The organism is Rhodococcus sp. 15-725-2-2b, from assembly GCF_002259075.1.
Taxonomy (GTDB): domain Bacteria; phylum Actinomycetota; class Actinomycetes; order Mycobacteriales; family Mycobacteriaceae; genus Rhodococcoides.
This window is the reverse complement of the sequence record NZ_NPFL01000007.1, coordinates 155,107-181,748: the sequence shown is the minus strand read 5'-3', so window position 1 is coordinate 181,748 and position 26,642 is coordinate 155,107. Positions and strand designations below refer to the sequence as shown.

Genomic DNA, 26,642 nt, shown 5'->3' with positions numbered 1-26,642 from the left:
TATTGCGCGGCACCCTGCAGTTCAGTTCAGGTCGGGAACGAAGGCTCCCAGCACGGCGACCATCGTCTCGACGATGAGCTCGATGGGTGGCCGGGGCGGGGCGGTACGGGACCAGTCGGAGACGATCTCGGTGAGCGCTCCGAGGAATGCTGTTGCAGCCAAACGGTATCCACCCGGTGGAACGAAGTCGGAACCGACTTCCGAGCGCAGGGTGTTCTCGAAGAATTCCACCCACTGTGCACGGCGGCGCGTCCGGTGCTGTTCGACGGCATCGCTGACACCCAGCATCTCCAGATACGAAATCCGCGCTCGCCGTGGGTCACCTCCGATCGATCCGACCAAGGCGGTCATCGCGGCGACGACCAGCGCGCGTCGGTCTCGGTCGACTTGCCCGTCGAGTGCGGCGACGACTGCAGCCAACGCGTCGTCTTGGATCAGGTCGTAGACATCCACGAGCAGCGCCTCACGGTTGGCGAACTCACTGTAGAACTGACTGCGCGCCAAACCGGCCGCGGTGCAGATATGGGCGACCGAAGTGGCTGCGTATCCGCGCACCCCGATGACCTCGATCCCGGCCTGCAGAAACCGTGCGCGTCGATCGGCTTTGCGCGCGGCGGACGATTGTCCGGCGTAGATGCGGCCCTGATCGTCGGCGACAGTCACCGGCGGAGTCTACCGCCGGTGACTGTCTAGCGGGCCTGACGCCGATCGGGCCCGTCACGCCCCGATCGGCTTGCCGAACAGTCCGGCGATCATCTCGCCGACGGCATCGACGAAGAGCGGGTGTGCACGTGTGTCGAGCGCCATCGAGCCGACATCGTTCGTTCGGCAACCCGGTTCCACAGGAACACCGGCAAACCGGTCGCGCATCCACAACACCGCGCTCGGAAAGGCAATCAGCTCCAGAGTGATGTGCTCGCTGAAATGGTCACGGGTGTAGGTGACATCGGCACCGGGACGGCTGCAGTACGAATCGACCATCGCGTTGACCGGCCCGATCGGCACCAGCCAATCCGGGTTCGAGTGGTAGACGTAGAGCGGCATGTTCGGGGTGGTGCCACCGAGTCGCATCGCGGACAGGGCCTTCTTCACCACGGGTTGTTGAATCGGGTCGCCGTCGGTATGCAGGAAACCCTTCAGGTTGACGAACGGGAGCAGCGCCGACGAGTAGCCGACACAGAGATTGTCCTTGGCCGCGAACAAAGTTCGGCCGAGCGGATCGATGTGCCGGTCGATGAAGTCGGCCAACTCGGGATCTTCGCGGCTGGCACCGATGATGCCGGCAGCGACGATGCCGGAGCCGAGGGCGTTGTTCGCGTTGTCGACCAGGGCCCCGAGTTCAGCCGGGGTTCCGCCCTCGGTGACGCCGACGATATCGAGCTCGGGCGCGTAGCTTCCGGCCAGCTCGGCTGCATGACCGGTGGCTATCGCGCCACCGGAGTAGCCGCTCATCCCCACCTTGGTGGCCTCCCCGGACAACTGCATCGGCGCGAAGTTCTCGGCCGCTCGGATGCCGTCGAGGGTGATCCGACCGGCGACCGGCCCCGCGGCGAACGAGTTGTTCGGACCTTGATGGTCGGGTACCGATACCGCCCAGCCCTGAGCCAACGCTGCCTGCACCTCGAGGAATTGGGCACCCGACGTCACTGCGCCCGTGACCGGCCAGGGAATTGCCCCCGCTCGCATCGCATACGAGGGCGCGCAGTAGGCGGCGAGAGAATCCTCGGCCAATTGGATGGATATCAGCGGGCGCGGTGCCGCGGGCACGCCACGGGGCTTGATGACCGTGGTGACCGCAGCTATCGGCTCGTCGCGTCCGTTGTTGGACCGAAACGACAGCTGCCAGGCGTCCACCTGTGCGGGGATGACATTGAGAGTGGCCAGCTCGACGGGCCGAGCGGCGATGATTTGACCTGGTTCGGCCGCGGCCACGACGTCGGCGGGAGGACGGTAGAAGCCGGTGTCGAACTCCGGGATTGTCGGCCACGTGAACGGTGCCAGAGGCGGCTGAACCACCACCTCGGGCGGATCGCTGACGTCGGGTGCAGCGGCAGCGGGACTGGTCGTCGCCGCAATGGCGGCTACGACCGTCACCAGGCCGATTGCGACCCAAAGCGTCCAAGATCGAGCAGAAGACACGGCTGTACTCCTTCGCGCCGGAGGACGGGCTCCGTAGGACGCGCGCCCGGCGTCAGTTCGTACAGCGCATCCGACCATCTTGGACACCGATGTCCGAGATGGTGCTGAGAACTGTAGAGCGAAGTGGTGTGGATAACAATCCCCGGTTCGAAAAGAATTCAGAAGTGAACCGATTCCATCTCCAGCCGGCCATGCCTGCCCCTCCTACGACATCACGCGACCGCGAAGGACCTCTTCGCCAAACCGAATTGAAAGCCGGTGATGGCGGTGGTCACCGGAGCTTCCGGGTTCTCGGCGGCACCCAGAGTGACGAACAGTGGCGTGAAATGTTCGACGGTGGGGTGGGCGTACGGCATCCCCGGCGCAGCACTACGGAAGTCCGCCAGAGTCGCGACGTCACCACGCGACAACGCGTCGGCCGCCCAGAGATCGAAGTCCTCCGACCAGGTCGGCACAGTGTTGGTGGCGAAATTCTCCCGGGACAGGAACGGCAGACCGTGCGTCATGAACCCGGAACCGATCACCAAAACTCCCTCGGCGCGAAGTTCCTTCAACGCGGCACCGATCGCCATCAGCCGATCGGGAGCGTGCGTCGGCAGGCTCAACTGCAGAACGGGAACATCGGCGTAGGGGTACATGACCTTCAGCGGAACCCAGGCACCGTGGTCGAGGCCGCGGGAGTTGTGCTGATGCAGGTTCTCCGACGCCGGAATGGCCGCGGCAACGCGTGCGGCCAGCTCCTCGGCGTCGGGCGTCCGATATTCCATCGAGTAGTAGCGCTGAGCGAATCCACCGAAGTCGTAGACCAATGGGGTTGCGGCACCCGAGGCGGACAGACTCAGCGGTGCCTCTTCCCAGTGCGCGCTGACGATGAGGATCGCTTTCGGCTTGGGCATCGACTGCGACCAGGTGAACAGCTGGTCCATCCACAGGGCGTCGTCGAAGACCGGTGGTGCGCCGTGGCTGATGTAGAGGGCGGGCATCGGCCCGTCGCTCGGGGTCCACAGTTTCTGCGAACGGCTCGCGGGCGCGGCATCGGCGAGAAACGCGTCGAACGCTGCGCCCGCGACCGGCGGGTTGATCACAGATGGCATGGCAGGTCCTTCGAAGTGATTAAGTTGAACCTTCAAGTTAGCATCGATCGTGCATTCTGGCCAGCATCGCTACGCTCGGCCCTATGCCGGACGCCGTCTACCGCGCACCGATGCCCGGGGGTGTCGAACGTGCCCTCACCTTCGGACTCTGCGGGATGGCGGCCGACGACGAACGATCACTACGACGGGTAGAGCGCTTCGAGCAGGTCGCGGACGGCTCCTGGGTCTGGACGCGTACCGAGCGCGGCGAGTACTTCCTCGGCCGAATATCCGGTCCGCTTCGCCAGGACCACAGCGCCGATGCGGTGGCGTCGAACATGACTTTCGTACGTGACTGCGAGTGGACCGACGAGCCCGTTCCCGAACATCGGGTACCGGCCGCGACGCTGCACACCTTCGCCCGCGGCGGGCGGAACTTTCAGCAGACGCACGACCCTCAGGTCGCCGCGGAGTCGGCTAACGTGTGGCGAGCTCGAGGTCGCTGACCTGGGGATCGACCTGCACGACGGCGTAGCCCTGAATCTCGAACTTGTTCTCACCCTCGGGCGGCCCGAGCACGGCGCGGACGATCAGCGTTGCAGCGGCAGCGACGAGTGCGATCACGACGACCACCGCGGCCACGATCAGCAGGGTCCGGGGGCCGCCGAACAGGTTCTTCGAGCTCATGCGTCCATCATGACTCCTGCGGGACGAGGCACGTATCGCGCCCAGCGAAATGATAAAGGTGTTGATCAGATGGTTTCGTGGTTACAGTGAATCCGTGACCGACTCACCCGAGCCCGATTTCTGGTCGTTCATCGAGACCGCCAACAGCACGTTGGCCCGGAAGTACGGCTTCGAGCATCAGCTGGCCACAGAGGTTCTACTGACGCTCAACCGGGCGTCGAACATCGTCACGTACGACCTGGAGTCGACGGTTCATCGCCCGCGAGGCTGGTCATGGTCGTCGTTCCGGCTGATGTTCGTCACGTGGCTGGCGGGTCCGATCGAGCCGAAGCGGGCCGCCGAATTGACCGGCATGAGTCGCGCGACCGTATCGAACCTGTCAAAATCCCTGATCGCGGGCGGTTTGCTCGTCAGCACCCCCGACGAGTCCGACGGGCGTTCGGTTCGCCTGGCCCTCACCGAGCGTGGTCACGCAGAGATGATCGAGACGTTCGCCGAGCAGAACGAGCGGGAGAACGCGTGGGCCAGCGCGCTCACCGAGCCCGAGCAGCGGATTCTGGTGATGTTGTTGACCAAGCTGATCACCAATCGAAGCCAGTTCGACGTCCGCGGACGGAACTGACGGTTGCGTAGATCACGTCGAAATAGTTAATGTATTTACTACATCCGGTGAACTCGACCCAGGAGCGACGACGTGGCCTATTACCGCCAGCTCGGATCGGTGCCGCCGAAGCGGCACACCCAGCATCGAACTCCAGAGGGCAACCTCTACTTCGAGGAACTGATGGGCGAAGAGGGCTTCTCCTCGGACTCGTCTCTCCTCTATCACCGCCACATTCCCTCGGCCATTGTCGATGCCACGGTCTGGGAGCTTCCCGATCAATCGACGACGCCGAACCATCCGCTGAAGCCGCGACACCTGACGTTGCACGAGCTGTTCCCGGACTCCGTCGTCGCCGACACCGACGTCGTCACCGGCCGGCGACTCGTCCTCGGTAACGCCGACGTCAGACTGTCCTATGTCGTCGCGTCGAAAACCTCACCGCTGTATCGCAATTCGATCGGTGACGAGATGGTGTATATCGAATCCGGTTCTGCTGCAGTGGAAACGGTATTCGGAACCCTCCAGGCACAGCAGGGTGACTACGTGCTCATTCCGCGTTCGACGACGCACCGTTGGATTCCCGACGGCACCCTGCGCGCGTACGCCATCGAGGCCAACAGCCACATCGCGCCACCGAAGCGCTTCCTGTCGAAGTTCGGCCAGCTGCTCGAGAACGCGCCCTACTGCGAGCGCGATCTGCACGGTCCATCCGAGCCTCTGCTCGCGGAGGGAACGGACGTGGAAGTGCTTGTCAAACATCGTGGTTCGACGGGCATCGTCGGAACGCGCTACGTCTACCCGCAGCATCCGTTCGACGTGGTGGGGTGGGACGGGTGCCTGTACCCGTACACGTTCAACATCTCCGACTACGAGCCGATCACCGGCCGCGTGCATCAACCACCGCCCGCGCACCAAGCGTTCGAGGGTTCCAATTTTGTGATCTGCAACTTCGTTCCACGCAAGGTCGACTACCACCCGCTGGCGATTCCGGTGCCGTACTACCACTCCAACGTCGACTCGGACGAGATCATGTTCTATGTCGGCGGCGACTACGAGGCCCGCAAAGGTTCCGGAATCGGCCAGGGTTCGATCTCGGTGCATCCAGGCGGGCACGCCCACGGGCCGCAACCCGGTGCCTACGAACGCAGTATCGGTGCCGAGTTCTTCGACGAACTGGCCGTCATGGTCGATACGTTCCGCCCGCTCGAACTGGGCGAAGGTGCGCTGGCGTGCGAGGACACCGGGTATGCGTGGACCTGGGCAGGCCGGGGACCGAACCGATGATTCCAAAGTTCTTTCATCGCCTGTGCGACGATGCCGCTGTTTTCCCTCCCGGCAATGCGCCGCTCGATGTTGCTGCGGCACAACATCTCGAGTACCGGGGCAGCTCTTTCGCAGACCTCGTCGGCCCGTTGGTCGTTCCGATGGACCGGGTGAACGAGCTTGTCCTCGGTGCTCGGATGGAGGTGGCGTTGACCGCACCGGCCGGCCCGGGCAGCGTGGAGGCAGGCCTGCGAGTCGCCGACCGTACCGCCGGGGTGACGGTTGTTGCCGTCGAAGTGGCAGTACCCGACGGCACGAGCATCGACGCCTTGCGCAACATCACTCAGGACATCGACATCTATGTCGAAATTCCCCGAGACTCCCGACGAGACGACATCTTCGACGCCGTCGACGAGTTCGGGTATCGCGCCAAATTCAGGACCGGCGGTGTCACGGCCGACCAGTATCCGGACGAACAGGAGCTCGCCGCGTCCATTTACGAGGCGGCTCGGCGCGAGGTTCACTTCAAAGCGACCGCGGGGTTGCACCATGCGGCTCGTAACACCGATCCCGACAACGGGTTCGAGCAACACGGCTTCCTCAACGTGATCCTCGCGGCGCAGGCCGCCCACAGCGGCGCGCGAGTCGGCGAGCTCGAGAAGATACTGGCGATCCGCGATGCAGACGTCCTCGCCGGGCTCGTCGCCGGGATCGAGGGCCAACGCGCTTTCGCCTCCTTCGGTACCTGCAGCGTCCGCGAACCCCTCGACGATCTCGTCGCCCTCGGCCTCGTGCCACCCCTGTGAGCCCCACCCCCGTACATCAGGAGCGCCGTCCATGACGCACATCGACATCCCCGCCGATTCCGAGTTCGGAATCGACAACCTCCCCTATGGCATCTTCAGCACTCCCGGTACCGACGCACGCGTAGGAGTTCGGTACGGCGACAAGGTGATCGATCTTTCCGTCGCTGTGGACGATCCCGATTTCGCCTCGCCCAGCCTCAATGCGTTCATGTCCCGTGGACGCACCCGCTGGGTGGAGGTGCGCACGTCCGTCACCGACATGCTCATCAGTGGCACCACCCCCACGGACGCAATCGTGTCCGTTTCCGATGTCACGATGCACCTGCCGTTCGCGGTGGCCGACTACGTGGACTTCTACGCCTCCGAGCACCACGCGTCCAACCTGGGTCGACTCTTTCGCCCCGATGCCGAACCGCTGCTACCGAACTGGAAGCACCTGCCCGTTGCGTATCACGGCCGGGCCGGCACGGTGTTCGTCTCCGGTACCGACGTCAGGAGGCCGTGCGGTCAACGCAAGGCACCCGACGAGGCGTCGCCCACGTTCGGTCCGAGTCGGCGACTGGATATCGAGGCAGAGATGGGCTTCGTCGTCGGTGTTCCGTCCGACGGACCCATACCGCCGGATCGGTTCTCCGAGCACGTGTTCGGTGCCGTCGTCGTCAACGACTGGTCGGCTCGCGACATCCAGGCCTGGGAGTACGTGCCGCTGGGGCCGAATCTCGGCAAGAGTTTCGCGACGTCCATCTCACCGTGGGTGGTTCCCCTGCTCGCGCTCGAACACGCGCGAACCTCGACGCCGGTTCAGGATCCGGAGCCGCTCGAGTACCTCCGCGAATCTCGTTCGTGGGCTTTGGACATCGATCTGACGGTCTCGTGGAACGGCCATGCCGTTTCCCACCCGCCCTACAGTGCGATGTACTGGTCGCCGGCGCAGATGCTGGCGCACGAGACCGTCAACGGCGCAACCAGCCGAACCGGTGACCTGTTCGCCTCGGGCACCATCTCGGGACCCGAGAAGGATCAGCGCGGTGCCTTCATCGAACTCACCTGGGGTGGTAAGGAACCGGTGTCACTCGGCGCGCAGACCCGCACCTTCCTCGAGGACGGCGACGAGGTCGTCATTGCCGCCAGCGCCCCGGGGCCGAACGGCTCGCGCATCGGCTTCGGTGACGTCCGGGGCCGGATCACGCCGGCCTGAACGACTGGCTACCACTCGGATCGCACGACCAGAGATTTCTCGATCTCCAGCGCTGCGTCGCGCACGGCCTGCCCCCACAGCAGGCCGGCCGACGTCGCCACCCTCTCGATCGGACCCGCGACACAGACGGCGGCGACGATGCGCTCGTCTCGGCGGACCGGTGCACTCACCGAGGTCAGGCCCGGGGTTCGCTCCGACGCCGATTCCCACCACCCGCGGGCCCGACGCTCGGCGTCGGCGTCGAGGTCGCCTGCCAACACGTGACCGGCCGACCCCGCTCCGAGCGGAAGTAGCGCCCCCGCGGGCAAGGACGCCCGGAGTTCGTGCTCCGAATCCTCCGACACCAGACACAACCGATGCGATCCCCGCAGTACCCACAGCTGCGCGGATTCGCCGGTCTCCTGCCGCAGACGCCTGAGAATCGGCACGGCGAGTCCGCCGAGAGTGGACGTACCGAAGCGATCACCGGGATGAACAAGACCGTCGTTGTCCCGGCGCAGCATCGAGTACCGCACCATCTCGCCGACCAGCCGATAGACCGTCGATGCAGACAGACCCAGCATCTTGGCGAGGTCGCCGGTGGTCCGCGGACACGCCTCGACGGCGTTGAGAATCACTGCGGCCCGAGCCAGAACCCCGGTGGTGGTGTCGGCGCTACCGTCCGTCACTGCTGTCGACCTCCGTTTTCGATTCCGGCACTGCACCGGCGACCTGACCGACACTGACTACGCAGCATAGGTGTCGGACCGATCCGCGACGCCGTCAGCAGCGCCGAGCACCACGGTGGACTCCGGCCAAGGTGCGGTAGGTGAGCGCGTTGGCCGTGCAGTGCTCGACCTCCTCGTCGGTCAATTCCCGCCGAACCTTGGCGGGGACACCCGCCACCAACGATCTGGGCGGAATACGAGCGCCTTCGGTCACCAGCGCGCCCGCCGCAACGAGGCAGCTCTCTCCCACCACTGCGCCGTTCATGATGACGGCAGCCATGCCGACCAGTGTTCCGTCGCCGACGGTGCAACCATGCAGGACGGCATTGTGTCCCACACTCACGTTCGCACCGATCGCGAGCGGATAGCCCGGATCCACATGTGCGACAACGCCATCCTGAATATTGGACCCACTGCCGACCGTGATCTCCTCGGAGTCGGCGCGGAGAACGGCCCGATACCAGACACTGCTGCCCGGCCCCAGATTCACTCGTCCGACGAGCGTCGCAGTGGGGGCGACCCATGCGGACGCTTCGACGTTCGGAGATCCGCATTCGAGCGCGAGCAGCATCGACCCTGAGCTCGTATCGGTCATGAGTTCCTGTTCCCTTCCATCGGTACAGCTATTTCTGGAATCCACGTCACAGTGCTTGTCATCAGTGATCCAGCGCACTATGGTCATTCCTACCAGAAGATAATCTGTTTATCAAATAATGATAATCACATCTTCACTCGGACCTACTACCCAACTGCAGGGAGTGACCACCGGTGTCCACCACTACCGAGAACGGCCCATTGCACGGAATCCGTGTGATCGAGCTGGGCAACTTCATCGCCGCACCGTTCGCCAGTCGTCTTTTCGCCGACTTCGGTGCCGAAGTCATCAAGATCGAACGCCCCGGCGTCGGAGACGAACTCCGCGGCTGGCGTCGAAGCCGCGGAGACACCTCCATGATGTTTCGGACCATTGCCCGCAACAAGCATTCTGTGACCCTCGACCTTCGAACCGACGACGGCCGCGATCTGGCGCTGCGCCTGGTCGAAACCGCCGATGTTGTCGTCGAGAACTTTCGACCCGGCACACTCGAGCGGTGGGGTCTCGGGCCCGATCGTCTGCAGGCAGTCAATCCCGACGTCGTCCTGGTGCGGATCTCGGGCTACGGTCAAACCGGCCCGCATCGCGATCGCGCGGGATTCGGAGGTGTCGCAGAGGCTTTCGGCGGACTTCGCCACGTCACCGGGCACGCAGATCGCGACCCGGTGCGCCCGGCCGCACCCATCGGAGACGTCCTGGCCGGACTCCACGGAGCTGTCGGCGCTCTGGTGATGCTGCTCGCTCGAGAACGCAGCGGAGATCATTCTCGGCCCAAGGTCGCCGACGTCGCACTCTACGAAGCAGTGTTCATGGCCATGGAATCACTGGTCCCGGACTTCGACGCATACGGCACCGTCCGCCAGCGCACAGCGGGCAATCTTCCCGGCGTGGTCCCCAGCGGGATCTATCCATCCCAGGACGGCAGCGTCATGATCGCCGGTAACTCGAGCAGCGTGTTCGGCCGGCTCATGACCGCGGTCGGCCGAGCAGACCTGGCCGCGGACCCCGACTTGGCCGACGGCGACAGACGATTTCAGCGCGAGGCCGAGCTCGACGAGGCGATCTCGTCGTGGACATCGGCGCGCCCCACCTCCGTGGTCGTCGACGAGCTCGGTGCTGCAGGCGTTCCCGTCGGAGAGGTATTCGACGCAGGCCAGATCGCCGAGGACGAGCACTTCGTCGCCCGCGGCATGGTGCAGCCTCTGAAAGTCTCGGTGGAACAGGGCAGCACCGAGGAAGTGCGCTTTCCCGGAGTGGTTCCGCGCTTCGGCGACACCGCCACCGCCGTCAAGTGGGCGGGCCCGGATCTGGGCGAGCACACCGACGATGTTCTCGGCCGCACACTCGGTCTCACCGAGGAGCAGCTCGACGATCTCCGCGCCAGGAAGGTGATCTGAAATGCCGCGCGTCAACATCACCGACGTCTATCTCCGCGATGGTCTGCAGGACGAGAAGTGCATCGTCCCCACCGCGGACAAGCTGGCGGTGCTCGATGCAACCCTTGCGTCGGGCATCACCTCGCTCGAGATCGCGTCGTTCGTCTCTGCCACCCGGGTGCCGCAGATGGCCGACGCCGAGGAAGTCGTGAAACGCGCAGCCCGCCGAGACGGAAGTCGTTACAGTGCACTGACTTTGAACAGTCGGGGTGTCCACCGGGCAGCCGAGACGGACATCGACGTGATCCAGATCATCACGTCCGCCAGCGAGAGCCACAGCCGCGCCAACGCCGGACGCTCGCCCGACGACGCCTTGCGCGATCTGAGTTCCGCTGTCGCACTGCATCCGGACCGCACATTCATCGGCGGGGTCAGTACCGCATTCGTGTGCCCGTTCGACGGCGTCATCACGCCCGAGCGGCTCGTCGAAGTGTGTGAACGCATGGCCGACATCGGTGTATCGAGCCTCGGTCTGGCCGACACGCTGGGGATCGCCACCACCGACCAGGTACTGACCGGTGTCGACGCCGTACGAACAGCGTTGCCCGAGTTGACAATCAGCCTGCATCTGCACAACGCTCACGATCAGGCCCTCGACACCGCGGTACGTGCAGTACTCGACCTCGAGATCGAATACTTCGACAGCGCACTCGCCGGGTACGGCGGTTGTCCCTTCGCCCCGGGCGCGCACGGAAACCTGGCCACCGAACAGCTCGTGGATACGTTCCATCGCGCCGGAATCGACACCGGTATCGACACTGACGGTCTCACCGCCGCTGCCGATCTCGCTCGTGCAGTGGTCGATCGCGCCCTACCTCTCCCCACCCCCGCCTCCGCACTGTGATCAGGCGGGCTCCGGCCCGCGCATCGCCGCTTCCTCCGCGGCACAACCTCATCCTCCGTCCGAAAGGCCAGCCATGGTCTACGCAATCTCGATCGTCGCCCTCATCGCCATCTTCACGGTCGCGACGATCACTCCCATCAACATGGGTCTACTCGCCTTCGCCGGCGCGTTCCTCATCGGTGGCGCGATATCCGGCATCCCCATCGACGACATCATCGACGCATTCCCCGGTAGTACGTTCATCATCGTCGGCGGCATCACCTTGCTGTTCGCCATCGCCAAAGCCAACGGAACCATCGACGTCGTCATCGATCGTTCCCTCCGACTGGTGGGCGGGCGACGCTGGGCCATTCTGTGGATGATGTTCCTGCTGTCCGGGCTGCTGATGGCCCTCGGCTCCGTTCTCGCCGTCGGCATGCTGGCACCGATCGCGATGCCACTGGCCAAGCGCAACAACATCAATCCCTTCCTCATGGGCATGGTCGTGAGCCACGGCGCTCTTGCGTGCTGCTTCTCCCCGATCAACCTGTACGGCGCTTTCGTCAACGGCCTGATGGATTCCACCGGAGTCGGCTCACATCCGCTGGCCCTGTTCCTCATCCCGTTCGTGCTCAACACCTTCATCGCTCTCGTGCTCTTCCTCGTTCTCGGCCGCGACCTGATCACAGATCGAACGCGTGCGTTCGACGTTCAGGACCTGCGCGACCAGGCGGGCGGGCTGCCGACGCCGTCCGGACCGCGTCCGGGCCACACCGGGTTGCCCGAGGGCAGCGGTGGCGGCACCGCAGTGCAAGTCGAGGCCGATCCCATCGAAGCTGCCTCGGTCACAACGGTTCCCGATCAGCCCGTTCCGCTGAATCGAGTGCGTATCCTCACGCTCCTCGGCATCGCCGCCCTGGTACTGCTGTCGGTGACCTTGGGTGTCGACATCGGCGTCAGCGCGATCTGCGTGTCGGTGGTGCTGCTGCTGTTGGCACCCAAGACCCACCCCAAGGTGGTCGACAACATCGCCTGGCCCGCCGTGGTCCTCGTCTGCGGCGTCCAGACCTACATGACGGTCATGACCCAGAACGGCACACTGGGATTCCTCGGCGACGCCGCGTCGGCCCTCGGCTCACCACTGCTGACGGCACTGATCCTCTGCTACGCGGTGGCCATCATCTCGGCATTCGGATCGTCGATCGGCACCATCGGTATCGCCCTACCCCTCGCTGCACCGATGCTCGCCGCCGGTGAGCTGGGTGCCATCGGATTCGTTGCTGCCATTGCTTTCTCGGCGACGGTGGTCGACGTCAGCCCGTTCTCCACCAACGGTGTCATGGTCCTGGCCGAAGCACGAGTGGACGACAAGGCCCGATTCCAGCGAAAGATGCTGGGGTACTGCGGACTCGTCGTTCTGCTCGCCCCGCCGACGGTCTGGCTTCTGACTGTGGTTGCACCGTCGGTCACCTGACTCGGCGAACCGACACGCCCCTGCTCACCGCCCTCATTCCCGCGAGGGTCGGTAGGCGGGGGCTTTCGGCGTTCGATCGGTCTCTGCGGTGTTCAGCAGCGGCATCGTTCGGAACTCGACCAGCTCCGAAAGCACCACCACACTCGTCGACCGGGCGATCGTACGAGACTGGTTGAGTACGATAAGAGTTCGTTGCAGATCGTCGTGCGAGGCAGCCGCGACTCGGCACAACACATCACCGGCACCCGTGGTGGCGAAGGCTTCCAGGACGCCGGGGATCTGCTCGAGCACAGCGACGACGTCGCCGAGCGCACCTTGCGCGATCTCCAAAGTGACGAACGCCTGGACCCCGTAACCTGCTGCAGCCAAACCGATTCGCGGCCGGTATCCGGTGATGACACCGCTGTCCTCCAGCCGTTGCAGCCTCGCTGTCACCGTCGCCCGTGCCACCCCGAGGTTCCGTGACAGCTCGAGCACCCCGATTCTCGAATTGTCCTGCAGCGCAGCGAGTATTGCGCGGTCCAGCTTGTCGAGCGTCGGTTCCATCGTGCACCTCGGTGGTCATCGTATTTTCTAGACATATCGTATAGCAAAACGAGAGATCGTCTGCGCTATCCGTACAGCTGAGACAGTAGAAACGAGGTCGATTGACGACCTATCCGCCAGATGTTTTGCTCGACGGAACAACTGGTCGACACGACGCCAGCTCGGCAACAGGGAGATTCAATGAGCCTCGACAACATCCTCAACGACGACGAACGGTTGGCCGATCTCGACGCCGAACAATTGCGTCAGCTCGTCGGCCTGGTCGAGTACGACGACAAACGCGACCCCTTTCCGGTCAGCGGCTGGGACGCCATCGTGTGGGTGGTCGGCAACGCGACGCAGACCACGCACTTCTTCCAGTCCGCCTTCGGCATGGAATTGGTGGCGTACTCCGGCCCGACGACAGGCCAGCGCGACCACCACGCGTACGTACTCAATTCGGGCGCAGTGCGATTCGTCATCAAGGGAGCCGTCGATCCTGACAGCGACCTGGTGGCGCACCACACGCGGCACGGCGACGGCGTCATCGACATCTCACTGGCCGTCCCGGATGTGGATCGATGCATCCAGCATGCGCGGGCGCAGGGCGCGCGAGTACTGCAGGAACCAACCGATATCTCCGACGAGCACGGCACGGTGCGGACTGCGACCATCGCCACCTACGGCGACACCCGGCACACGTTGGTCGACCGATCCCGGTACACCGGCGCATACCTCCCCGGCTACGTGCCGCGGACGTCGACACTGCAGCGACCGGTAGGCGCTCCCAAGCGGATCTTTCAGGCCCTCGATCACGTGGTGGGCAACGTGGAGTTGGGCAAGATGGACGAGTGGGTGGACTTCTATCACCGCGTCATGGGATTCACGAACATGGCCGAGTTCGTCGGAGCCGACATCGCAACCGACTACTCGGCGTTGATGAGCAAGGTCGTCAACCACCGCGTGAAGTTCCCGCTGAACGAGCCGGCCGTCGCCAAGAAGCGATCGCAGATCGACGAGTACCTCGACTTCTATCGAGGCCCGGGCGCACAGCATCTGGCGCTCGCGACCAACGACATTCTGTCTTCGGTCGATGCCCTGCGCGCAGCGGGCGTCGAATTTCTCGCCACCCCCGATTCGTACTACGAGGACCCGGAACTGCGGGCCCGCATCGGCAACGTCCGGGTACCGATCGAAGAACTGCAGAAGCGTGGAATTCTCGTGGACCGAGACGAGGACGGGTATCTGCTGCAGATCTTCACCAAGCCTCTGGTCGATCGCCCCACGGTGTTCTTCGAGCTGATCGAACGCCATGGCTCGCTCGGCTTCGGCATCGGCAACTTCAAGGCCTTGTTCGAGGCCATCGAGCGTGAGCAGGACGCTCGCGGCAACTTCTGACTCGTGATCTGTTCGACGCCGCCCACCGTCAGCGTTCGGTGGGCGGCGTCGTGCGTCCCAGACCGCCTCGGTCCTCGTCGAAGATCAGCCACGTGCGAGTCGCGCGGACTCCGTCGAGTGATTGCAACCCCTCCAGCACCACCTGCCGCAAACTCTCGTTGTCGGGAGTCCTGATGAGCACCAAGACGTCGAAATCGCCACCGAGCAAACTGAAATGGTCGACGAATTCCATTGCACGCAAACCCTCGGACACGGTCCGCCACGAATCCTGCCGGATGGACAGCGCAATGAACGCAGAGGTCCCCAGCCCTGACGCCGCATGGTCGACCTGCACGGTGAACCGCTCGATGACCCCCGAGTCCTTCAACCGATCGACACGCGTATACGTATGTGCACGAGAGAGATTCAATCGATCGGCCAGTACCCGCATCGAGACCCGACCGTCGGCGGTCAACTCGGTGAGGATGCGCCGATCGGTGTCGTCCAGCTCCACACGCCTCGAGACGTCGTCCATTCGTCCGCTCCTACCTGGTCGTTCTATGCACTGAACGGACATATCGCTGGTGTACGCGAGGATCGGTAGCCATATGTCTGCAATTCTACGACCATAGGACTTCTTCCTCACCGAATCGGCCAGAATCGCCGTACAAGCCGATTTCAGGAGAGTGCGCCATGACGACCGTCGAGAAGGTTCCGGCAACGTCCTATCAACAGTTCATGCCCGCCGACCGTCCCGTGCAGTATCTCGCACCCGACGGGACAGGCGTCGACAGCGCCGCACGGTATGCGCGCCCGTCCGACGAACGGCTGCTGGAGATGTATCGCTCGATGGTGCACGGTCGCCGATTCGACCAGCAGGCAACGGCATTGACCAAGCAGGGCCGGCTCGCGGTCTATCCCTCCTCGCGTGGACAGGAAGCCTGCCAGATCGCCGCAGCCCTCTGCCTGGGTGAGCAGGACTGGATGTTCCCGACGTACCGGGACTCGATGGCTCTCGCGGCGCGAGGCGTCGACCAGGTGGAGTTGCTCGGTATGCTCGCAGGCTACTGGCACTGTGGTTACGACCCGACCGCCTACAAGGTCGCTCCCCAATGCACACCGCTGGCAACACAATTGCTGCACGCGACCGGTTTCGCGTACGCCGAGGCCAAGCAGGGACGAGACACCATCGCCCTGGCATTCTGCGGAGACGGCGCAACCAGCGAGGGCGACTTCCACGAGGCCCTGAACTTCGCCGCCGTCTTCCGGGCCCCGGTCATCTTCCTGGTCCAGAACAATGGTTTTGCGATCAGCGTTCCGCTCGCGCGTCAGAGCGCGGCTCCGTCGTTGTCGCACAAGGGCGTCGGCTACGGCATCGGTAGCGAACAGGTCGACGGCAACGACCCCGTCGCGATGATGGCCGTCATGGACGAGGCAGTGAAGTACGTCCGCGCGGGCAAAGGACCGGTGGTCGTCGAGGCGCACACCTACCGCATGGACGCCCACACCAATGCCGACGACGCCACCCGCTACCGCAAGGCCGACGAGGTCGAAGGATGGTTGGCCCGAGATCCGCTCTCACGCTTGGACTCCTACCTCGAGGGCCGAGGAATCCTCACCGACGAGCTCCGCGAGCAGATGACGGTATCCGCCGACGCCGACGCTGCAGCCTTGCGCGCCGGCATGAACGTCGAGCAGGACGTCGACCCCAACGATCTGTTCCGGTTCGTCTACTCCTCCCCTACCCCCGGCCTGACCGACCAGCGCAATCAGGTCGCCGCCGAAATCGCAGCAGGAGAACTGTCATGACCACGATCACCATGGCCGGAGCCCTCAACGCCGCCCTCCGCGATGCGTTGACCGAGGACGAAAGGGTCGTTGTTTTCGGCGAGGACGTCGGCACGCTCGGCGGCGTCTTTCGCGTCACCGACGGACTGACCCGCGACTTCGGTGACGACCGCTGCTTCGACACCCCGCTCGCGGAGTCGGGCATCGTCGGATTCGCGATCGGGATGGCGATGTCGGGCTACAAGCCCGTCGTCGAGATGCAGTTCGACGCGTTCGCCTACCCGGCATTCGAGCAGATCGTGTCCCATGTGGCCAAGCTGCGCAACAGAACTCGTGGCTCGCTCACCGCCCCGATGGTCATTCGCATCCCGTTCGCGGGCGGCATCGGCGGCGTCGAGCACCACTGCGACTCGTCCGAGGCCTACTACGCCCACACCCCGGGGCTGAAGGTCGTCTCCCCGTCCACCGTAGCCGACGCGTACTCACTGATGCGTGACGCCATCGCGGATCCCGATCCGGTGATCTTTCTCGAACCGAAGCGGCTGTACTTCTCCAAGGACGACATCGAATTGGGAAACACCGAGCCGATCGGCACGGCGGTCGTACGCAGAGGCGGTACCGACGTCACGCTTCTCGCCTACGGACCCACCGTGTCGGTCGCCATGCAGGCCGCGGAATTCGCGGCCGAGGACGGCCGGAGCGTCGAGGTGATCGATCTGCGATCGCTCAATCCGTTCGACGACGAGACCGTCGCGGCCTCGGTTCGTAAGACCGGACGCTGCATCGTGATTCAGGAGGCGCAGGGCTTCGCCGGCGTCGCTGCCGAGATCGCCTCACGCGTATCCGAGCGCTGCTTCCATCACCTGCACGCCCCTGTACTCCGCGTTGCCGGACTCGATATTCCCTACCCGGCACCGAAACTCGAGCACTTCCACCTGCCGTCCGCAGACCGCGTACTCGACGCGATGGACCGGCTGCAGTGGAACGATGCTCCCGATCTCAGCAAGGCGGTCACGGTATGAGCATGCAGGTGTTCCTGCTCCCCGATCTCGGTGAGGGACTGACCGAGGCCGAGATCGTCGAGTGGAAGGTCAAGCCCGGCGATACCGTCACCATCGATCAGGTCGTCGTCGAGGTCGAAACTGCAAAAGCGTCCGTCGAGGTGCCGTGTCCCTTCGAGGGTGTGGTCGGCGAACTGCATGCGGCCGAGGGCACTTCACTGGCCGTCGGCGCGCCGCTGATCAGCATCACCGGCGGCGCTATCGCCGATACGCCTGCCGCCCATGAGCGGTACCGCGAGGAAGAACGCGCAGGCTCGGGCAATGTGCTCATCGGCTACGGCACAGGACACGGCCCGACCGGTCGTCGCAAGCGGAGTGCGGCTCCGCCGCAGCAGAGAGCGGCTGCGCCGCAGGTGAGCGGAAACTCGACCCAGGCTACGAATTTCCACTCACATGCGCCGAAGGTGCTCTCCCCCATCGTTCGGAGCATAGCGTTGAAGGGTGGGCTCGATCTGGGCAGTATCGACGCAGAAGGCAGCCACGGCGTCATCACTCGTGCAGACGTCGAGCGAGCTTTGGCAAGTTCGACGGTTGCTTCCTCGCCGGAGGGCGTCACGCGAATACCCATCACCGGTATTCGTAAGACCATCGCAGACAAGCTCTCTCGCAGCCGTTCGGAAATTCCTGAGGCCACCGTCTGGGTCGACGTCGACGCGACGGCTCTGCTGCAGGCCCGACGCGACCTCGATGCCTCCATAGACGGCGTCAAGGTGACGCTGCTGGCGGTCCTCGCGAAGCTCACCATGGTCGCGCTGGCCAAGTTCCCGGAGCTCAACAGCACGGTCGACACCGCTGCAGGCGAGATCCTGCGTTACGAGAACGTCGGACTCGGCATCGCCGCGCAGACCGACCGTGGACTGATGGTTCCCGTTGTGCCGCAGGCCGACAAGGCCGACCTGAAGGAACTGTCCGAACGGCTGGCCGAGCTGACCGAACTCGCACGGACCGGCTCACTGCCCGCAGCACGGCTGAGCGGCGGAACGTTCACCCTCAACAACTACGGGGTGTTCGGGGTCGACGGCTCGGCCGCGATCATCAATCATCCCGAGGCCGCGATCCTGGGCATCGGCCGCATCATCGACCGTCCGTGGGTGGTCGACGGCCAATTGGCCGTGCGCAAAGTCGCGCAGCTGTCGTTGGCGTTCGATCACCGCGTGTGCGACGGCGGAGTGGCTGGCGGGTTCCTGCGCACCGTTGCCGATTTTGTCGAGAACCCCGTCGTGGCATTGGGATCAGTCCGATGAGCGACGTGGACGTTCTCATTCTTGGTGGAGGGTCGGGCGGCTATTCGTGCGCCCTGCGTGCCGAACAACTCGGCCTGACGGTCGCGCTCGTCGAGGAAGACAAGCTCGGTGGCACCTGTCTGCATCGCGGATGCATCCCCACCAAGGCCCTGTTGCACACCGCCGAGGTTGCCGACGCGGTGCGCGGCTCGGCGCATGTCGGCGTCACCGCATCGTTCACTGGTGTGGACATGCCCGCGGCACTGGGCTATCAGCGCAGCGTGGTCGCCGGCCTGTACGCAGGTCTGCAGGGATTGCTGAAGCGTCCGGGCATCGAAATCGTGTCCGGTAGTGGCCAGGTGGTCGGTCCTCGCACCGTCGAGGTGGAGGGTCGACGCATCACCGGGGCCTCGCTGGTTCTCGCCACCGGGTCGTATTCACGCACCATCCCCGGTATCGAACTGGGACCTCGCGTGCTCACCAGCGACGGGGCGATGGCACTCGATCGGGTTCCGGAGTCGGTCGTCGTGCTCGGCGGCGGTGTGATCGGTATCGAGTTCGCCAGTATCTGGGCATCGTTCGGTGCGAAGGTCACCGTTGTCGAGGCGCTCGATCGCATCGTTCCCGGCGAAGACGAATGGTCCTCGAAGCAGTTGACCAAGGCATTACGCAAGCGCGGCATCGACATTCGTACCGGGACCAAGGTCGAGTCCGTCACCGAATCTCCCGACGCAGTCTCTGTGTCACTGTCGTCCGGGGACACCCTCTCGGCCGACCTCGTCCTGGTGTCCGTCGGACGCGGACCCCGCACCGACGGCCTCGGCCTGATCGAGCAGGGCATCGCCACCGAACGCGGCTTCGTAAGCGTCGACGACAATCTGCTCACCACCGTGGACGGCGTCTATGCCGTCGGCGACATCGTGGCGGGATATCAGTTGGCACACCGCGGATTTCAGCACGGCATGTTCGTCGCCGAGCACATCGCCGGCCTCGCACCGGCACGCATCGACGGCGATCTCATTCCGCGCGTGACCTATTCACACCCGGAGGTCGCGTCGGTGGGACTCACCGAAAAGGCCGCGGAGCAGAAATACGGCACAGTGACCTCCGTTGTCTACGACCTCGGCGGCAACGGCAAGAGCCGCATCCTGTCCACCGCCGGCGGAGTCAAAGTGATTCGAGCCCGTGACGACGGCCCGGTTGTCGGTGTTCACCTCGTCGGCGACCGCGTGGGCGAGCTGATCGGCGAGGCACAACTCGCCGTGGCATGGGAAGCACTGCCATCAGAAGTCGGGAGTTTCGTGCATGCTCACCCCACGCAGAACGAGGCACTCGGTGAGGCGATGATGGCGCTGTCGGGACGTCCGCTGCACGCGCACAGTTGACCGCTGCCGGAACAGGTTTCGTCATGGTCGACCCGATGTCAGGTCGGGCCCGGGTCGGGTGGGGCTCGAACTGTGCACGATCAGTGTGCGCGCAGAGTCGCAGACCTGGGCCGGATCGGTGCTGAAGAAATACCTCCACTCGTTCGACGGCGAGGCTGGAGCATCGGGGTCGAGCGGGGCGGCGACCAGGGCGCAGTAGAACCGTTGGCCGATGACGGCGATGGCACCGATTCTTTCCGAGGGTTGAACCAGGTCGGCGTGGCGCACCCCATCGGTGGCAGTGAACAGTGCGCGCGGTGCGTCGAGCGCTTTGACGTACGGGTGTCGGCGCGCCAGATGCTGCAGTTTGCGCGCCATGTCTGCGCTGCACAATTCCGGTTCGCGGAACGCGACGACGATCGTCAGAGTCTCGGTGGTCGTCATCGCGAAGTCGAGCAAATGGTCGGAGATGGACGTGAGGAGCGAGATCGACGTCGTGTCGGTGGCGCGGTCGTCGAGAATGTCCGTCAACGGTCTCGTCACAGGAGGGCGTGGCTGCACAGGAAAGGAGGAGGTCGGGGATGCATCGAGGGGGCCGGGACGGCCGAGATGAAACCCTTGCCCGTAGTCGGCACCCCACGCCAAGGCCTTGTCCTTCTGTCTCTCGGTTTCGATTCCTTCGGCGATGAGTGTCACCTCGAACCGGCTCGAGTATGCGAGCACGGCGAGCAAGGTGGCGAGCTTGTCGCCGGGGAGGTCGTCGTCGAGCAACGATCTGTCGAGTTTGATCACTTCCGGTGCCAGAAGGGGCAGCAGTACCAGAGAGTCGGGGTCGGCACCGACGTCGTCGAGAGCGATGGTGACTCCGTCACGTCGGAGTCGGTCCGCCGATCTGAGCAGGCGTGCAGGGTCGGTGAGCAGGGAGCGTTCGGGGAATTCCGCAACCGGCCGAACCTGGGAGCCGCCTGCGCGGAGCAACTGGCTGAGGCGGCGGACCGAGGCCGACGAGTTCTCGGAGGACATCGCTTCGGCTTCGATGTTGACGAACAACGTACGCGGCGCGTGGTCTGCAGGGGTCGACTGTGCCGCTGTGGTGACTGCCGACTCAATGCATCTGCGGTCCAACTCGTCGACCATTCCCATGGTGCGAGCGATGTCGAAGATCTGTTCCGGCGAGGTGTCCGGAAACGCCGGCCACCGGGTGAGTGCCTCGTGCGCGACGACCAACCCGGTTCTCGAGTCGACGATCGGCTGAAAGATCGAGGTCAGTGAGCCGAAACGCTCGTCGAAGCCCCTGTCGACGCCCAATTCTCACCCCACGTTCTCGGTCCCACCGCTGCACGTACACAGAGACTTTCGTTCCCTGTGCCGCGGCACGCGGGCGCGTTGTCCGTACGCGGGCTTCACCACAGCGGATGGACGGCGTCTGATTAGTTCTTATCAAGCGATCCGCAGCCTGGCAATGATTGCCGCCCGTTGTTCAGTAACGTGAACCAGCCTGGTGTCGCGTCCGGCTGTGGGACGTGATCAGTGCCGCCCGTCGGCGACAATCATCCGAAAGATGCGGAGACTCAGCAATGTCAGAGCACAGAGTGTTCGATCCGTCCGAGCACGAACACGACTCGATCGTCCGTGGTCTGATCGACGATCCCGCCATCGGCGTCGTCGACACGACACCCGACCAGTTGGCCTCGCTTCGTGGGCTGCTTCCCGCGATCGCGGGCGACCTCGCGGAAGAGCCACGGTGGGTGTACTACCCATGGCGGCGCTCACTGGTGCGGGTCCTCGGTCCACGCGGCTTCGATCGGCTGCGACTGGACCGCAACAGAAACAAGATCACCACCGAAGAGCAAGCCCGGTTCAGAGGTCTGCGGGTGGGAATCGTCGGGCTGAGTGTCGGTCATGCCGTCGCGCATACCCTCGCACTGGAGGGATTGTGCGGGGAGTTGCGTCTGGCCGACTTCGACGAGCTCGATCTGTCGAATCTCAACCGCGTCCCGACTTCGGTGCTCGATCTGGGCGTGAACAAAGCGGTCGTGGCAGCCCGACGAATTTCCGAGCTCGACCCCTATCTGAATGTGCAGGTCTTCGCGAACGGTGTGACGGCCGAGACGCTCGGTGGCTTTCTCGACGGACTCGATCTCGTCGTCGAGGAATGCGACTCGATCGACACCAAATTGCTGGTCCGCCAGCACGCCCGCGCCCGAGGTATTCCTGTGGTGATGGAGACCAGCGACGGAGGCGTCCTCGATATCGAACGCTTCGATCTCGAACCCGACCGACCGGTGTTTCACGGACTGCTCGGCGAAATGGACACCGAGGATCTGGCCGACATGACCATCGAGCAGAAAAGCACAATTGCAGCGACGTTGCTCGAACCGAGCAAGCTGACCCCTCGAATGATTGCGTCGGTGCCGGAGATCGGGCGCACGCTCTCGACGTGGCCCCAGCTCGGCGGAGACGTCGCACTCGGGGGTGCCGCTGTAACCGCTGCCGTGAGGGCATTCGGCCGCGGCGGACCACTTCCTTCAGGTCGGCGGCGGATCGATCTGGATGGGTTGGTACGCACCGGCCTCGACCCTGCCGCCGGTCCTGCAAACGTGTGAGCGGGCGCACCACCGGCGAGGAGCTCCGACAGATACTGTTTGTGGGGTTCGCCCAACCCTGATCCGAGGAATCATCCGATGAACGTGATCGACCAGTCGCCTCGTCGGCGCACGAACTTCTGGCGATCACGGCTCGACACCCGCACGGCCGCAGTCATCGCGAGCGCCACCGGTGCGGTGCCGCTGTTGGCCATTGCGCTGCTGTCACCGACATTCCTACGGCCGAACGCACTTCCGGTTCTCATCGCCGTGCTGACGTTCACCGCAGTCACCGTGCTCTTCGCCGCCAGGGTGGGGCGGTTGAGCGAACGCCAATTCGCGGTCCTGGGTTTCGGGGGTATGACCGGAGTCGCGATCAGTGCCTACCTGATCGCGGATCCGGCAGGAACGCGTGCGGTCACCTCGATGTTGGCCATCGTTCCGGCCATCGCCGCATCGAGCTCACCACCACGTGTGACTGCCGGCCTGTCCGCGGTCTCGGTGGTGATGGCCACGGCACTGTCGGTGATCAGTGTGGGGTCTTCCGGGTGGGCGGTGACTGCGGTCGCTATCGGTGCCGCCGTGACCACGGTGCTGGTGCCGGTCGCGCTCATCGGTGGCCTGCGCCGAACACTGTCGGTGGTCAACCGGAAACTGCAACAACTGGCCGACACGGATCCGCTGACCGGTCTGGTCAATCGACGCGGACTGCTGTCGAACGCCGGGATCCTGGTGCACGAGGCCTGCGAGCGAGGGAAACCGTTGTCTGCGCTCGTAGTCGACGTCGACTACTTCAAGGCCGTCAACGACACGGCCGGTCACACAGCCGGCGACCGAACGCTCGCCGCGGTTGCCGCCACCCTGGCGAATGCGGTGCACGCGGTGGTCGGCGCATCGGATGCGGTGGTTGCCCGGACCGGCGGCGAAGAGTTCCTGATCCTCGCCACACACCGAGAGGATCACGAGCTCACGCGGCGGATACTCGACCGAGTCCGGTCCGACTGCACGGTGACCGTGAGTATCGGAACGGTGACTGTGGACGTGCGACCGGCCGCGTCCGATGACGGTGCGTCACCCGCGACAAGCTTCGCTTCGACCGAATCGGGCGGTCTCGATCAAGTACTCGATGCAGTCGTCCGCGCCGCTGATGCCGCGCTCTACCGAGCCAAGACCGACGGCCGAGACCGCGCCTGCCACGCGGGGACCTTGACGATCAGCTGGCAGGGCACCCTACAGGGTCGGCAACACGAAAATGGTCGACGCCAGTGATGTAGCGAGCCGCTATGCCACGAACAGGACCTGCCGATCGTCCCCGCACAGTGCGCGGACCTCGTCGACCATCGAGCGCCACACCTCGGGCTGCGCGGCCTGCGCGAGGGTAGTTCGGTCCCACCACATCATGACGGTCCGGTACTGCTCGCTCGGATACGCGGCAGCGGGGATGCCGTGGTCGATCCGCCCACCGGAACTCTCCCACAAACGCAGGACGTGATCGGCCGCGCTGGCGAACAGGTACCGGCTGCCGGTCAATTCGAGCGTCGGCAACGCTGTTCGAGCCAGGACATTCGACACCGTCCGCCCTGCGGCCCCCGCATCGACCCACGCGCTTTTCATTTCGACGATTCCGTGGGGAAGTCGAGACCGAAGCAGGTCGGTAACCGGTGCCAGTCCGGGCGAGTCCTTCCACTCGGTGAGGACATGGGATTGCTCGACCATCGCGTACGGCCCCTGGGCTCGAACGCCGCCGAGCATCTCTCCTGCCTCATCGCACACCACGTAGAACAGTGCTGTCGTTGCGCCGGAAGCCACTTCTTCCATGTCGAGAGCCGCGGTGACACCGTGGCGTGAATACGACTCCCATGCTCCTTCGACGTAGCGGGACCACAGTTCCGGGGAGCCCGACGGCGTCGCGGCTGTCAATGTCAAGGCTCCGTCCGCGCAAGGCGTCGACCGGTGAACGGAGTCCAGCCCTCGCCCCCGGACGAGGCCCGTCCTGTCCGTCGGCACACTGCAAACCGAGCGGGAACGGTCTACGTATTCGATGGTGCGTGCCGAGGGCACGTCGGGGAGGAGAGGGGTAGTCATGGGCGCACTCCTGGCTGATCCCTCGACGCCCTTCTGGGGCAAAATCGAGGGCATGGTTGATTCCTGAACAATCGTCAAACCTATTGTGTCCAGAAAACAACCCTACGGACCAGCGGAATAGCCTAAAACGTACTGCAGACCTGTTATTTGTCGTAGCTCTGTGACATATCACTGGTCGAACCCGACAGAAGGTCTGCAGTCACTGTGGATAATCACATATCCAGGTCATGATGTCCGAGGCGGTCAGCGGCACGCTCTCCATCAGGAGAGTGATCCGTGTGAGCATCTGAATCGAACGAGCTGTGTCGATCGCGAGTCCAGCTGACCCACGGCTGCGTCCCTGAAATCTGCATAGGTGCGCATTGTTCGCTGGAACCGAGGATGCTGTCCGGCGGCCGTGGGACCCCGCATGCTGGCCGATGTGTGCTGTTCAGTGCGGGTAGCGCCGCAGAATCGCTCGGGCGGCTTGGGTGACGGTGGCTCGGTCGAAGGTCTGCACGAAGTCGAAAGTGCGGTCGAGGTCAGGGCCGTTGTCGTGGCGGTCACGTGCGGACAGAAGTGCCGCGTGGTGTGGACCGAGGGTGATGACGGTCCATTCCTGGACGAGTGGGTCGCCCGGGTCGAGTGGGGCATGTCGAACGTTGCCGTCGACGAGGGCGGGTAGGCCCACGCCGTAGACCCCGGCGAAACCAATGGTTTCTGCGAGATGATGCCATCGAGCGGAGGTGGTGGGTGTGAAGTGTTGTGCGCGTTGGAAAGTGCCGAGTGCGATCATCGATGATCCGGACGCTGCGGCGTGCGCTTCGAGGGATTTGCTCATCTGAATCAACAGCTTTTTCGTTCCGCGCCGGGCGGTGGCGTGTGCCGAGGCGATCGCGTAGGGGGTGCTCGAGTCGGTGGTCGGTGTGGTCCAGACCGGGTCAGCGGGCATAGGAACGACCGGCTCGTCGAGGAGTTCGGCAGGGTCTTCGACTGCCGGGAACAGTTGCCCCGTTCCGTATGTGGCTCCGATGGTGATCGCGGCCAGGCGGGTGGCTTCGGTGTCGACGCCTTCGGCGACGATCACTGCGTGGGAGCGCTCGGCGTAGGCGGCGAGGGCATGAGTGGTGGTTCCGACGTCGTGTCCGGTTTCGGTGAGCAGGTCCGCTGCGGTGATGACGATGTCGGGCTCGATCAACGGCAGAAGGGTCGTCGCGTGGGGGTGGTCTCCGACGCCGTCGAGTGCGATCAGCTTTCCACCGGTCCGCGCGGATGCTATTGCGGCCATGGCCTGGTGGGGGTCGGCGAGGACGGCTGAGGCGTCGACGGTGACGACGACGCGTTCGAGCATCGTCGATGTGCGTTCGCGGTCGCTGTCGTCGAGGGCGCGGCGTGACTGCGCGTCGACGGTGAGGATCAGGGGCAGGTGTTCGGCGAGGGTGCGTGCAGGTGCGGTGTTCGCAAGTGTGGTCTTGTGCAGATCGAATTGGGGTCGCTGTTGCATCAGGTGCGCGGCGCGGCGCAGCGCGTCAGCGGAGTCCAGTGCAGAACCGGCAGGGCCTCGTAGTTGGAGTTCGGCTCCGGCAAGGGCGTTGTCGTCGAGTCGTCGGATGGGTGCGAACTGCATGGTGACGACCAGTCCTATCGATTCCGAGAACGAGGTGGACGGTGAATGCGCGGTCTCGGTGTCGCGATGTGCTGCCATGCAGAATCCTCCCCGGCCACGCGAGGTCGCCCTGGCCTTCGTCGAAAAACCGATCCGAAGTCAGACGGATAGGTCGATACGAGTGCCGGCGACTCGACACCGAACCGACGATACCGCGCGAGGCGATCGCGCTGCCACGACACGT

26 protein-coding genes are annotated in these 26,642 nt (G+C 64.5%); 15 read left to right on the top strand and 11 right to left on the bottom strand.

Annotated elements, in window-relative coordinates; genetic code table 11:
• Nucleotides 1–21: 21 nt before the first annotated feature.
• From CH306_RS10675 to CH306_RS10665, 3 genes are all read right to left on the bottom strand, one after another.
• Nucleotides 22–663 carry a TetR/AcrR family transcriptional regulator gene (locus tag CH306_RS10675; RefSeq protein ID WP_032395380.1) on the bottom strand — a complete coding sequence of 214 codons (642 nt, stop codon included), beginning with the start codon at nt 661–663 and terminating at the stop codon, nt 22–24.
• A 54-nt stretch (nt 664–717) separates the two neighbouring features.
• Nucleotides 718–2,139, bottom strand: coding sequence for a lipase family protein (locus CH306_RS10670; protein ID WP_373453970.1), 1,422 nt, complete (start codon nt 2,137–2,139; stop codon nt 718–720).
• Nucleotides 2,140–2,351: 212 nt separating this feature from the next.
• Nucleotides 2,352–3,233: a dioxygenase family protein gene (locus CH306_RS10665; RefSeq protein ID WP_094646571.1), complete on the bottom strand. Its 882-nt coding sequence runs from the start codon at nt 3,231–3,233 to the stop codon at nt 2,352–2,354.
• Between the two features lie 83 nt (nt 3,234–3,316).
• On the opposite strand from CH306_RS10665, the gene CH306_RS10660 reads away from it, so the two are divergent.
• The gene (locus CH306_RS10660) at nt 3,317–3,718 is read left to right on the top strand and encodes a hypothetical protein (protein ID WP_094646570.1); all 402 of its coding nucleotides are present in this window, start codon (nt 3,317–3,319) and stop codon (nt 3,716–3,718) included.
• Here the strand turns inward: CH306_RS10660 and CH306_RS10655 are convergent.
• Complete coding sequence (locus tag CH306_RS10655; protein ID WP_094646569.1) at nt 3,690–3,899, bottom strand: hypothetical protein; 210 nt, start codon at nt 3,897–3,899, stop codon at nt 3,690–3,692. The genes CH306_RS10660 and CH306_RS10655 overlap by 29 nt on opposite strands.
• A 49-nt stretch (nt 3,900–3,948) precedes the next feature.
• Here CH306_RS10655 and CH306_RS10650 point away from each other — a divergent pair, with 49 nt between their 5' ends.
• From CH306_RS10650 to fahA, 4 genes are all read left to right on the top strand, one after another.
• Nucleotides 3,949–4,521 (top strand): MarR family winged helix-turn-helix transcriptional regulator, encoded by a 573-nt coding sequence (locus CH306_RS10650; RefSeq protein WP_094646568.1) that lies wholly within the window; start codon nt 3,949–3,951, stop codon nt 4,519–4,521.
• A gap of 72 nt (nt 4,522–4,593) precedes the next feature.
• On the top strand, nt 4,594–5,787 hold the full coding sequence (locus CH306_RS10645) for a homogentisate 1,2-dioxygenase (protein WP_094646567.1): 1,194 nt from the start codon (nt 4,594–4,596) through the stop codon (nt 5,785–5,787).
• Complete coding sequence (locus CH306_RS10640) at nt 5,784–6,572, top strand: hypothetical protein (RefSeq protein WP_094646566.1); 789 nt, start codon at nt 5,784–5,786, stop codon at nt 6,570–6,572. The genes CH306_RS10645 and CH306_RS10640 overlap by 4 nt, the downstream gene beginning before the upstream one ends.
• 31 nt (nt 6,573–6,603) lie before the next feature.
• Complete coding sequence (fahA, locus tag CH306_RS10635; RefSeq protein WP_094646565.1) at nt 6,604–7,770, top strand: fumarylacetoacetase; 1,167 nt, start codon at nt 6,604–6,606, stop codon at nt 7,768–7,770.
• Between the two features lie 8 nt (nt 7,771–7,778).
• On the opposite strand, the gene CH306_RS10630 is transcribed toward fahA, so the two are convergent.
• Both CH306_RS10630 and CH306_RS10625 read right to left on the bottom strand, forming a co-directional pair.
• Nucleotides 7,779–8,438, bottom strand: coding sequence for an IclR family transcriptional regulator (locus CH306_RS10630; protein ID WP_256981125.1), 660 nt, complete (start codon nt 8,436–8,438; stop codon nt 7,779–7,781).
• 94 nt (nt 8,439–8,532) lie between these two features.
• On the bottom strand, nt 8,533–9,072 hold the full coding sequence (locus tag CH306_RS10625; RefSeq protein WP_256981124.1) for a gamma carbonic anhydrase family protein: 540 nt from the start codon (nt 9,070–9,072) through the stop codon (nt 8,533–8,535).
• Between the two features lie 173 nt (nt 9,073–9,245).
• On the opposite strand from CH306_RS10625, the gene CH306_RS10620 reads away from it, so the two are divergent.
• The 3 genes from CH306_RS10620 to CH306_RS10610 all read left to right on the top strand — a co-directional run bounded on the left by CH306_RS10620 (nt 9,246) and on the right by CH306_RS10610 (nt 12,805).
• Complete coding sequence (locus CH306_RS10620) at nt 9,246–10,469, top strand: CaiB/BaiF CoA transferase family protein (RefSeq protein WP_094646564.1); 1,224 nt, start codon at nt 9,246–9,248, stop codon at nt 10,467–10,469.
• Nucleotide 10,470: 1 nt separating this feature from the next.
• Nucleotides 10,471–11,352, top strand: coding sequence for a hydroxymethylglutaryl-CoA lyase (locus tag CH306_RS10615; RefSeq protein WP_094646563.1), 882 nt, complete (start codon nt 10,471–10,473; stop codon nt 11,350–11,352).
• Between the two features lie 73 nt (nt 11,353–11,425).
• Entirely contained in the window at nt 11,426–12,805 is a 1,380-nt protein-coding gene (locus CH306_RS10610; RefSeq protein WP_094646562.1) for an SLC13 family permease, read from the top strand.
• A 33-nt stretch (nt 12,806–12,838) separates the two neighbouring features.
• On the opposite strand, the gene CH306_RS10605 is transcribed toward CH306_RS10610, so the two are convergent.
• A complete protein-coding gene (locus CH306_RS10605) occupies nt 12,839–13,351 on the bottom strand; it encodes an Lrp/AsnC family transcriptional regulator (RefSeq protein WP_032395390.1) in 513 nt (170 codons plus the stop codon).
• Nucleotides 13,352–13,531: 180 nt separating this feature from the next.
• Here CH306_RS10605 and hppD point away from each other — a divergent pair, with 180 nt between their 5' ends.
• Nucleotides 13,532–14,728: a 4-hydroxyphenylpyruvate dioxygenase gene (hppD, locus tag CH306_RS10600; RefSeq protein ID WP_094646561.1), complete on the top strand. Its 1,197-nt coding sequence runs from the start codon at nt 13,532–13,534 to the stop codon at nt 14,726–14,728.
• Between the two features lie 28 nt (nt 14,729–14,756).
• On the opposite strand, the gene CH306_RS10595 is transcribed toward hppD, so the two are convergent.
• Nucleotides 14,757–15,242: an Lrp/AsnC family transcriptional regulator gene (locus tag CH306_RS10595; protein WP_045198207.1), complete on the bottom strand. Its 486-nt coding sequence runs from the start codon at nt 15,240–15,242 to the stop codon at nt 14,757–14,759.
• Between the two features lie 158 nt (nt 15,243–15,400).
• On the opposite strand from CH306_RS10595, the gene CH306_RS10590 reads away from it, so the two are divergent.
• Genes CH306_RS10590 through lpdA form a run of 4 tightly spaced genes read left to right on the top strand, consistent with a single transcriptional unit; the run spans nt 15,401 to nt 20,164 of the window.
• Nucleotides 15,401–16,516: a thiamine pyrophosphate-dependent dehydrogenase E1 component subunit alpha gene (locus CH306_RS10590; RefSeq protein ID WP_094646560.1), complete on the top strand. Its 1,116-nt coding sequence runs from the start codon at nt 15,401–15,403 to the stop codon at nt 16,514–16,516.
• Complete coding sequence (locus tag CH306_RS10585) at nt 16,513–17,517, top strand: alpha-ketoacid dehydrogenase subunit beta (RefSeq protein ID WP_094646559.1); 1,005 nt, start codon at nt 16,513–16,515, stop codon at nt 17,515–17,517. The genes CH306_RS10590 and CH306_RS10585 overlap by 4 nt, the downstream gene beginning before the upstream one ends.
• Nucleotides 17,514–18,800 carry a dihydrolipoamide acetyltransferase family protein gene (locus CH306_RS10580; protein WP_094646558.1) on the top strand — a complete coding sequence of 429 codons (1,287 nt, stop codon included), beginning with the start codon at nt 17,514–17,516 and terminating at the stop codon, nt 18,798–18,800. The genes CH306_RS10585 and CH306_RS10580 overlap by 4 nt, the downstream gene beginning before the upstream one ends.
• Nucleotides 18,797–20,164: a dihydrolipoyl dehydrogenase gene (lpdA, locus tag CH306_RS10575; protein WP_094646557.1), complete on the top strand. Its 1,368-nt coding sequence runs from the start codon at nt 18,797–18,799 to the stop codon at nt 20,162–20,164. Before CH306_RS10580 ends, lpdA begins: the two co-directional genes overlap by 4 nt.
• A 21-nt stretch (nt 20,165–20,185) precedes the next feature.
• Here lpdA and CH306_RS10570 read toward each other — a convergent pair whose 3' ends face one another.
• Nucleotides 20,186–21,451: an EAL domain-containing protein gene (locus tag CH306_RS10570; RefSeq protein ID WP_094638806.1), complete on the bottom strand. Its 1,266-nt coding sequence runs from the start codon at nt 21,449–21,451 to the stop codon at nt 20,186–20,188.
• A gap of 269 nt (nt 21,452–21,720) precedes the next feature.
• On the opposite strand from CH306_RS10570, the gene CH306_RS10565 reads away from it, so the two are divergent.
• Nucleotides 21,721–22,749 carry an Rv1355c family protein gene (locus CH306_RS10565; protein WP_094646556.1) on the top strand — a complete coding sequence of 343 codons (1,029 nt, stop codon included), beginning with the start codon at nt 21,721–21,723 and terminating at the stop codon, nt 22,747–22,749.
• Nucleotides 22,750–22,827: 78 nt separating this feature from the next.
• Entirely contained in the window at nt 22,828–23,997 is a 1,170-nt protein-coding gene (locus CH306_RS10560) for a GGDEF domain-containing protein (RefSeq protein ID WP_094646555.1), read from the top strand.
• A 12-nt stretch (nt 23,998–24,009) separates the two neighbouring features.
• On the opposite strand, the gene CH306_RS10555 is transcribed toward CH306_RS10560, so the two are convergent.
• Nucleotides 24,010–24,654: a hypothetical protein gene (locus CH306_RS10555; RefSeq protein ID WP_068054540.1), complete on the bottom strand. Its 645-nt coding sequence runs from the start codon at nt 24,652–24,654 to the stop codon at nt 24,010–24,012.
• 589 nt (nt 24,655–25,243) lie between these two features.
• Nucleotides 25,244–26,497 (bottom strand): EAL domain-containing protein, encoded by a 1,254-nt coding sequence (locus tag CH306_RS10550; RefSeq protein ID WP_306436630.1) that lies wholly within the window; start codon nt 26,495–26,497, stop codon nt 25,244–25,246.
• Nucleotides 26,498–26,642: the final 145 nt, after the last annotated feature.

What these genes read in the sequence shown, in the direction of transcription:
- CH306_RS10615 (WP_094646563.1), top strand. Translation starts at nt 10,471, where the DNA reads ATGCCGCGCGTCAACATCACCGACGTCTATCTCCGCGATGGTCTGCAG.
- CH306_RS10590 (WP_094646560.1), top strand. Translation starts at nt 15,401, where the DNA reads ATGACGACCGTCGAGAAGGTTCCGGCAACGTCCTATCAACAGTTCATG.
- CH306_RS10585 (WP_094646559.1), top strand. Translation starts at nt 16,513, where the DNA reads ATGACCACGATCACCATGGCCGGAGCCCTCAACGCCGCCCTCCGCGAT.
- hppD (WP_094646561.1), top strand. Translation starts at nt 13,532, where the DNA reads ATGAGCCTCGACAACATCCTCAACGACGACGAACGGTTGGCCGATCTC.
- CH306_RS10580 (WP_094646558.1), top strand. Translation starts at nt 17,514, where the DNA reads ATGAGCATGCAGGTGTTCCTGCTCCCCGATCTCGGTGAGGGACTGACC.
- CH306_RS10595 (WP_045198207.1), bottom strand. Translation starts at nt 15,242, where the DNA reads ATGGACGACGTCTCGAGGCGTGTGGAGCTGGACGACACCGATCGGCGC.
- CH306_RS10560 (WP_094646555.1), top strand. Translation starts at nt 22,828, where the DNA reads ATGAACGTGATCGACCAGTCGCCTCGTCGGCGCACGAACTTCTGGCGA.
- CH306_RS10640 (WP_094646566.1), top strand. Translation starts at nt 5,784, where the DNA reads ATGATTCCAAAGTTCTTTCATCGCCTGTGCGACGATGCCGCTGTTTTC.
- CH306_RS10625 (WP_256981124.1), bottom strand. Translation starts at nt 9,072, where the DNA reads ATGACCGATACGAGCTCAGGGTCGATGCTGCTCGCGCTCGAATGCGGA.
- CH306_RS10565 (WP_094646556.1), top strand. Translation starts at nt 21,721, where the DNA reads ATGTCAGAGCACAGAGTGTTCGATCCGTCCGAGCACGAACACGACTCG.
- CH306_RS10605 (WP_032395390.1), bottom strand. Translation starts at nt 13,351, where the DNA reads ATGGAACCGACGCTCGACAAGCTGGACCGCGCAATACTCGCTGCGCTG.
- CH306_RS10550 (WP_306436630.1), bottom strand. Translation starts at nt 26,497, where the DNA reads ATGGCAGCACATCGCGACACCGAGACCGCGCATTCACCGTCCACCTCG.
- fahA (WP_094646565.1), top strand. Translation starts at nt 6,604, where the DNA reads ATGACGCACATCGACATCCCCGCCGATTCCGAGTTCGGAATCGACAAC.
- CH306_RS10650 (WP_094646568.1), top strand. Translation starts at nt 3,949, where the DNA reads ATGATAAAGGTGTTGATCAGATGGTTTCGTGGTTACAGTGAATCCGTG.
- CH306_RS10665 (WP_094646571.1), bottom strand. Translation starts at nt 3,233, where the DNA reads ATGCCATCTGTGATCAACCCGCCGGTCGCGGGCGCAGCGTTCGACGCG.
- CH306_RS10655 (WP_094646569.1), bottom strand. Translation starts at nt 3,899, where the DNA reads ATGAGCTCGAAGAACCTGTTCGGCGGCCCCCGGACCCTGCTGATCGTG.
- CH306_RS10660 (WP_094646570.1), top strand. Translation starts at nt 3,317, where the DNA reads ATGCCGGACGCCGTCTACCGCGCACCGATGCCCGGGGGTGTCGAACGT.
- lpdA (WP_094646557.1), top strand. Translation starts at nt 18,797, where the DNA reads ATGAGCGACGTGGACGTTCTCATTCTTGGTGGAGGGTCGGGCGGCTAT.
- CH306_RS10610 (WP_094646562.1), top strand. Translation starts at nt 11,426, where the DNA reads ATGGTCTACGCAATCTCGATCGTCGCCCTCATCGCCATCTTCACGGTC.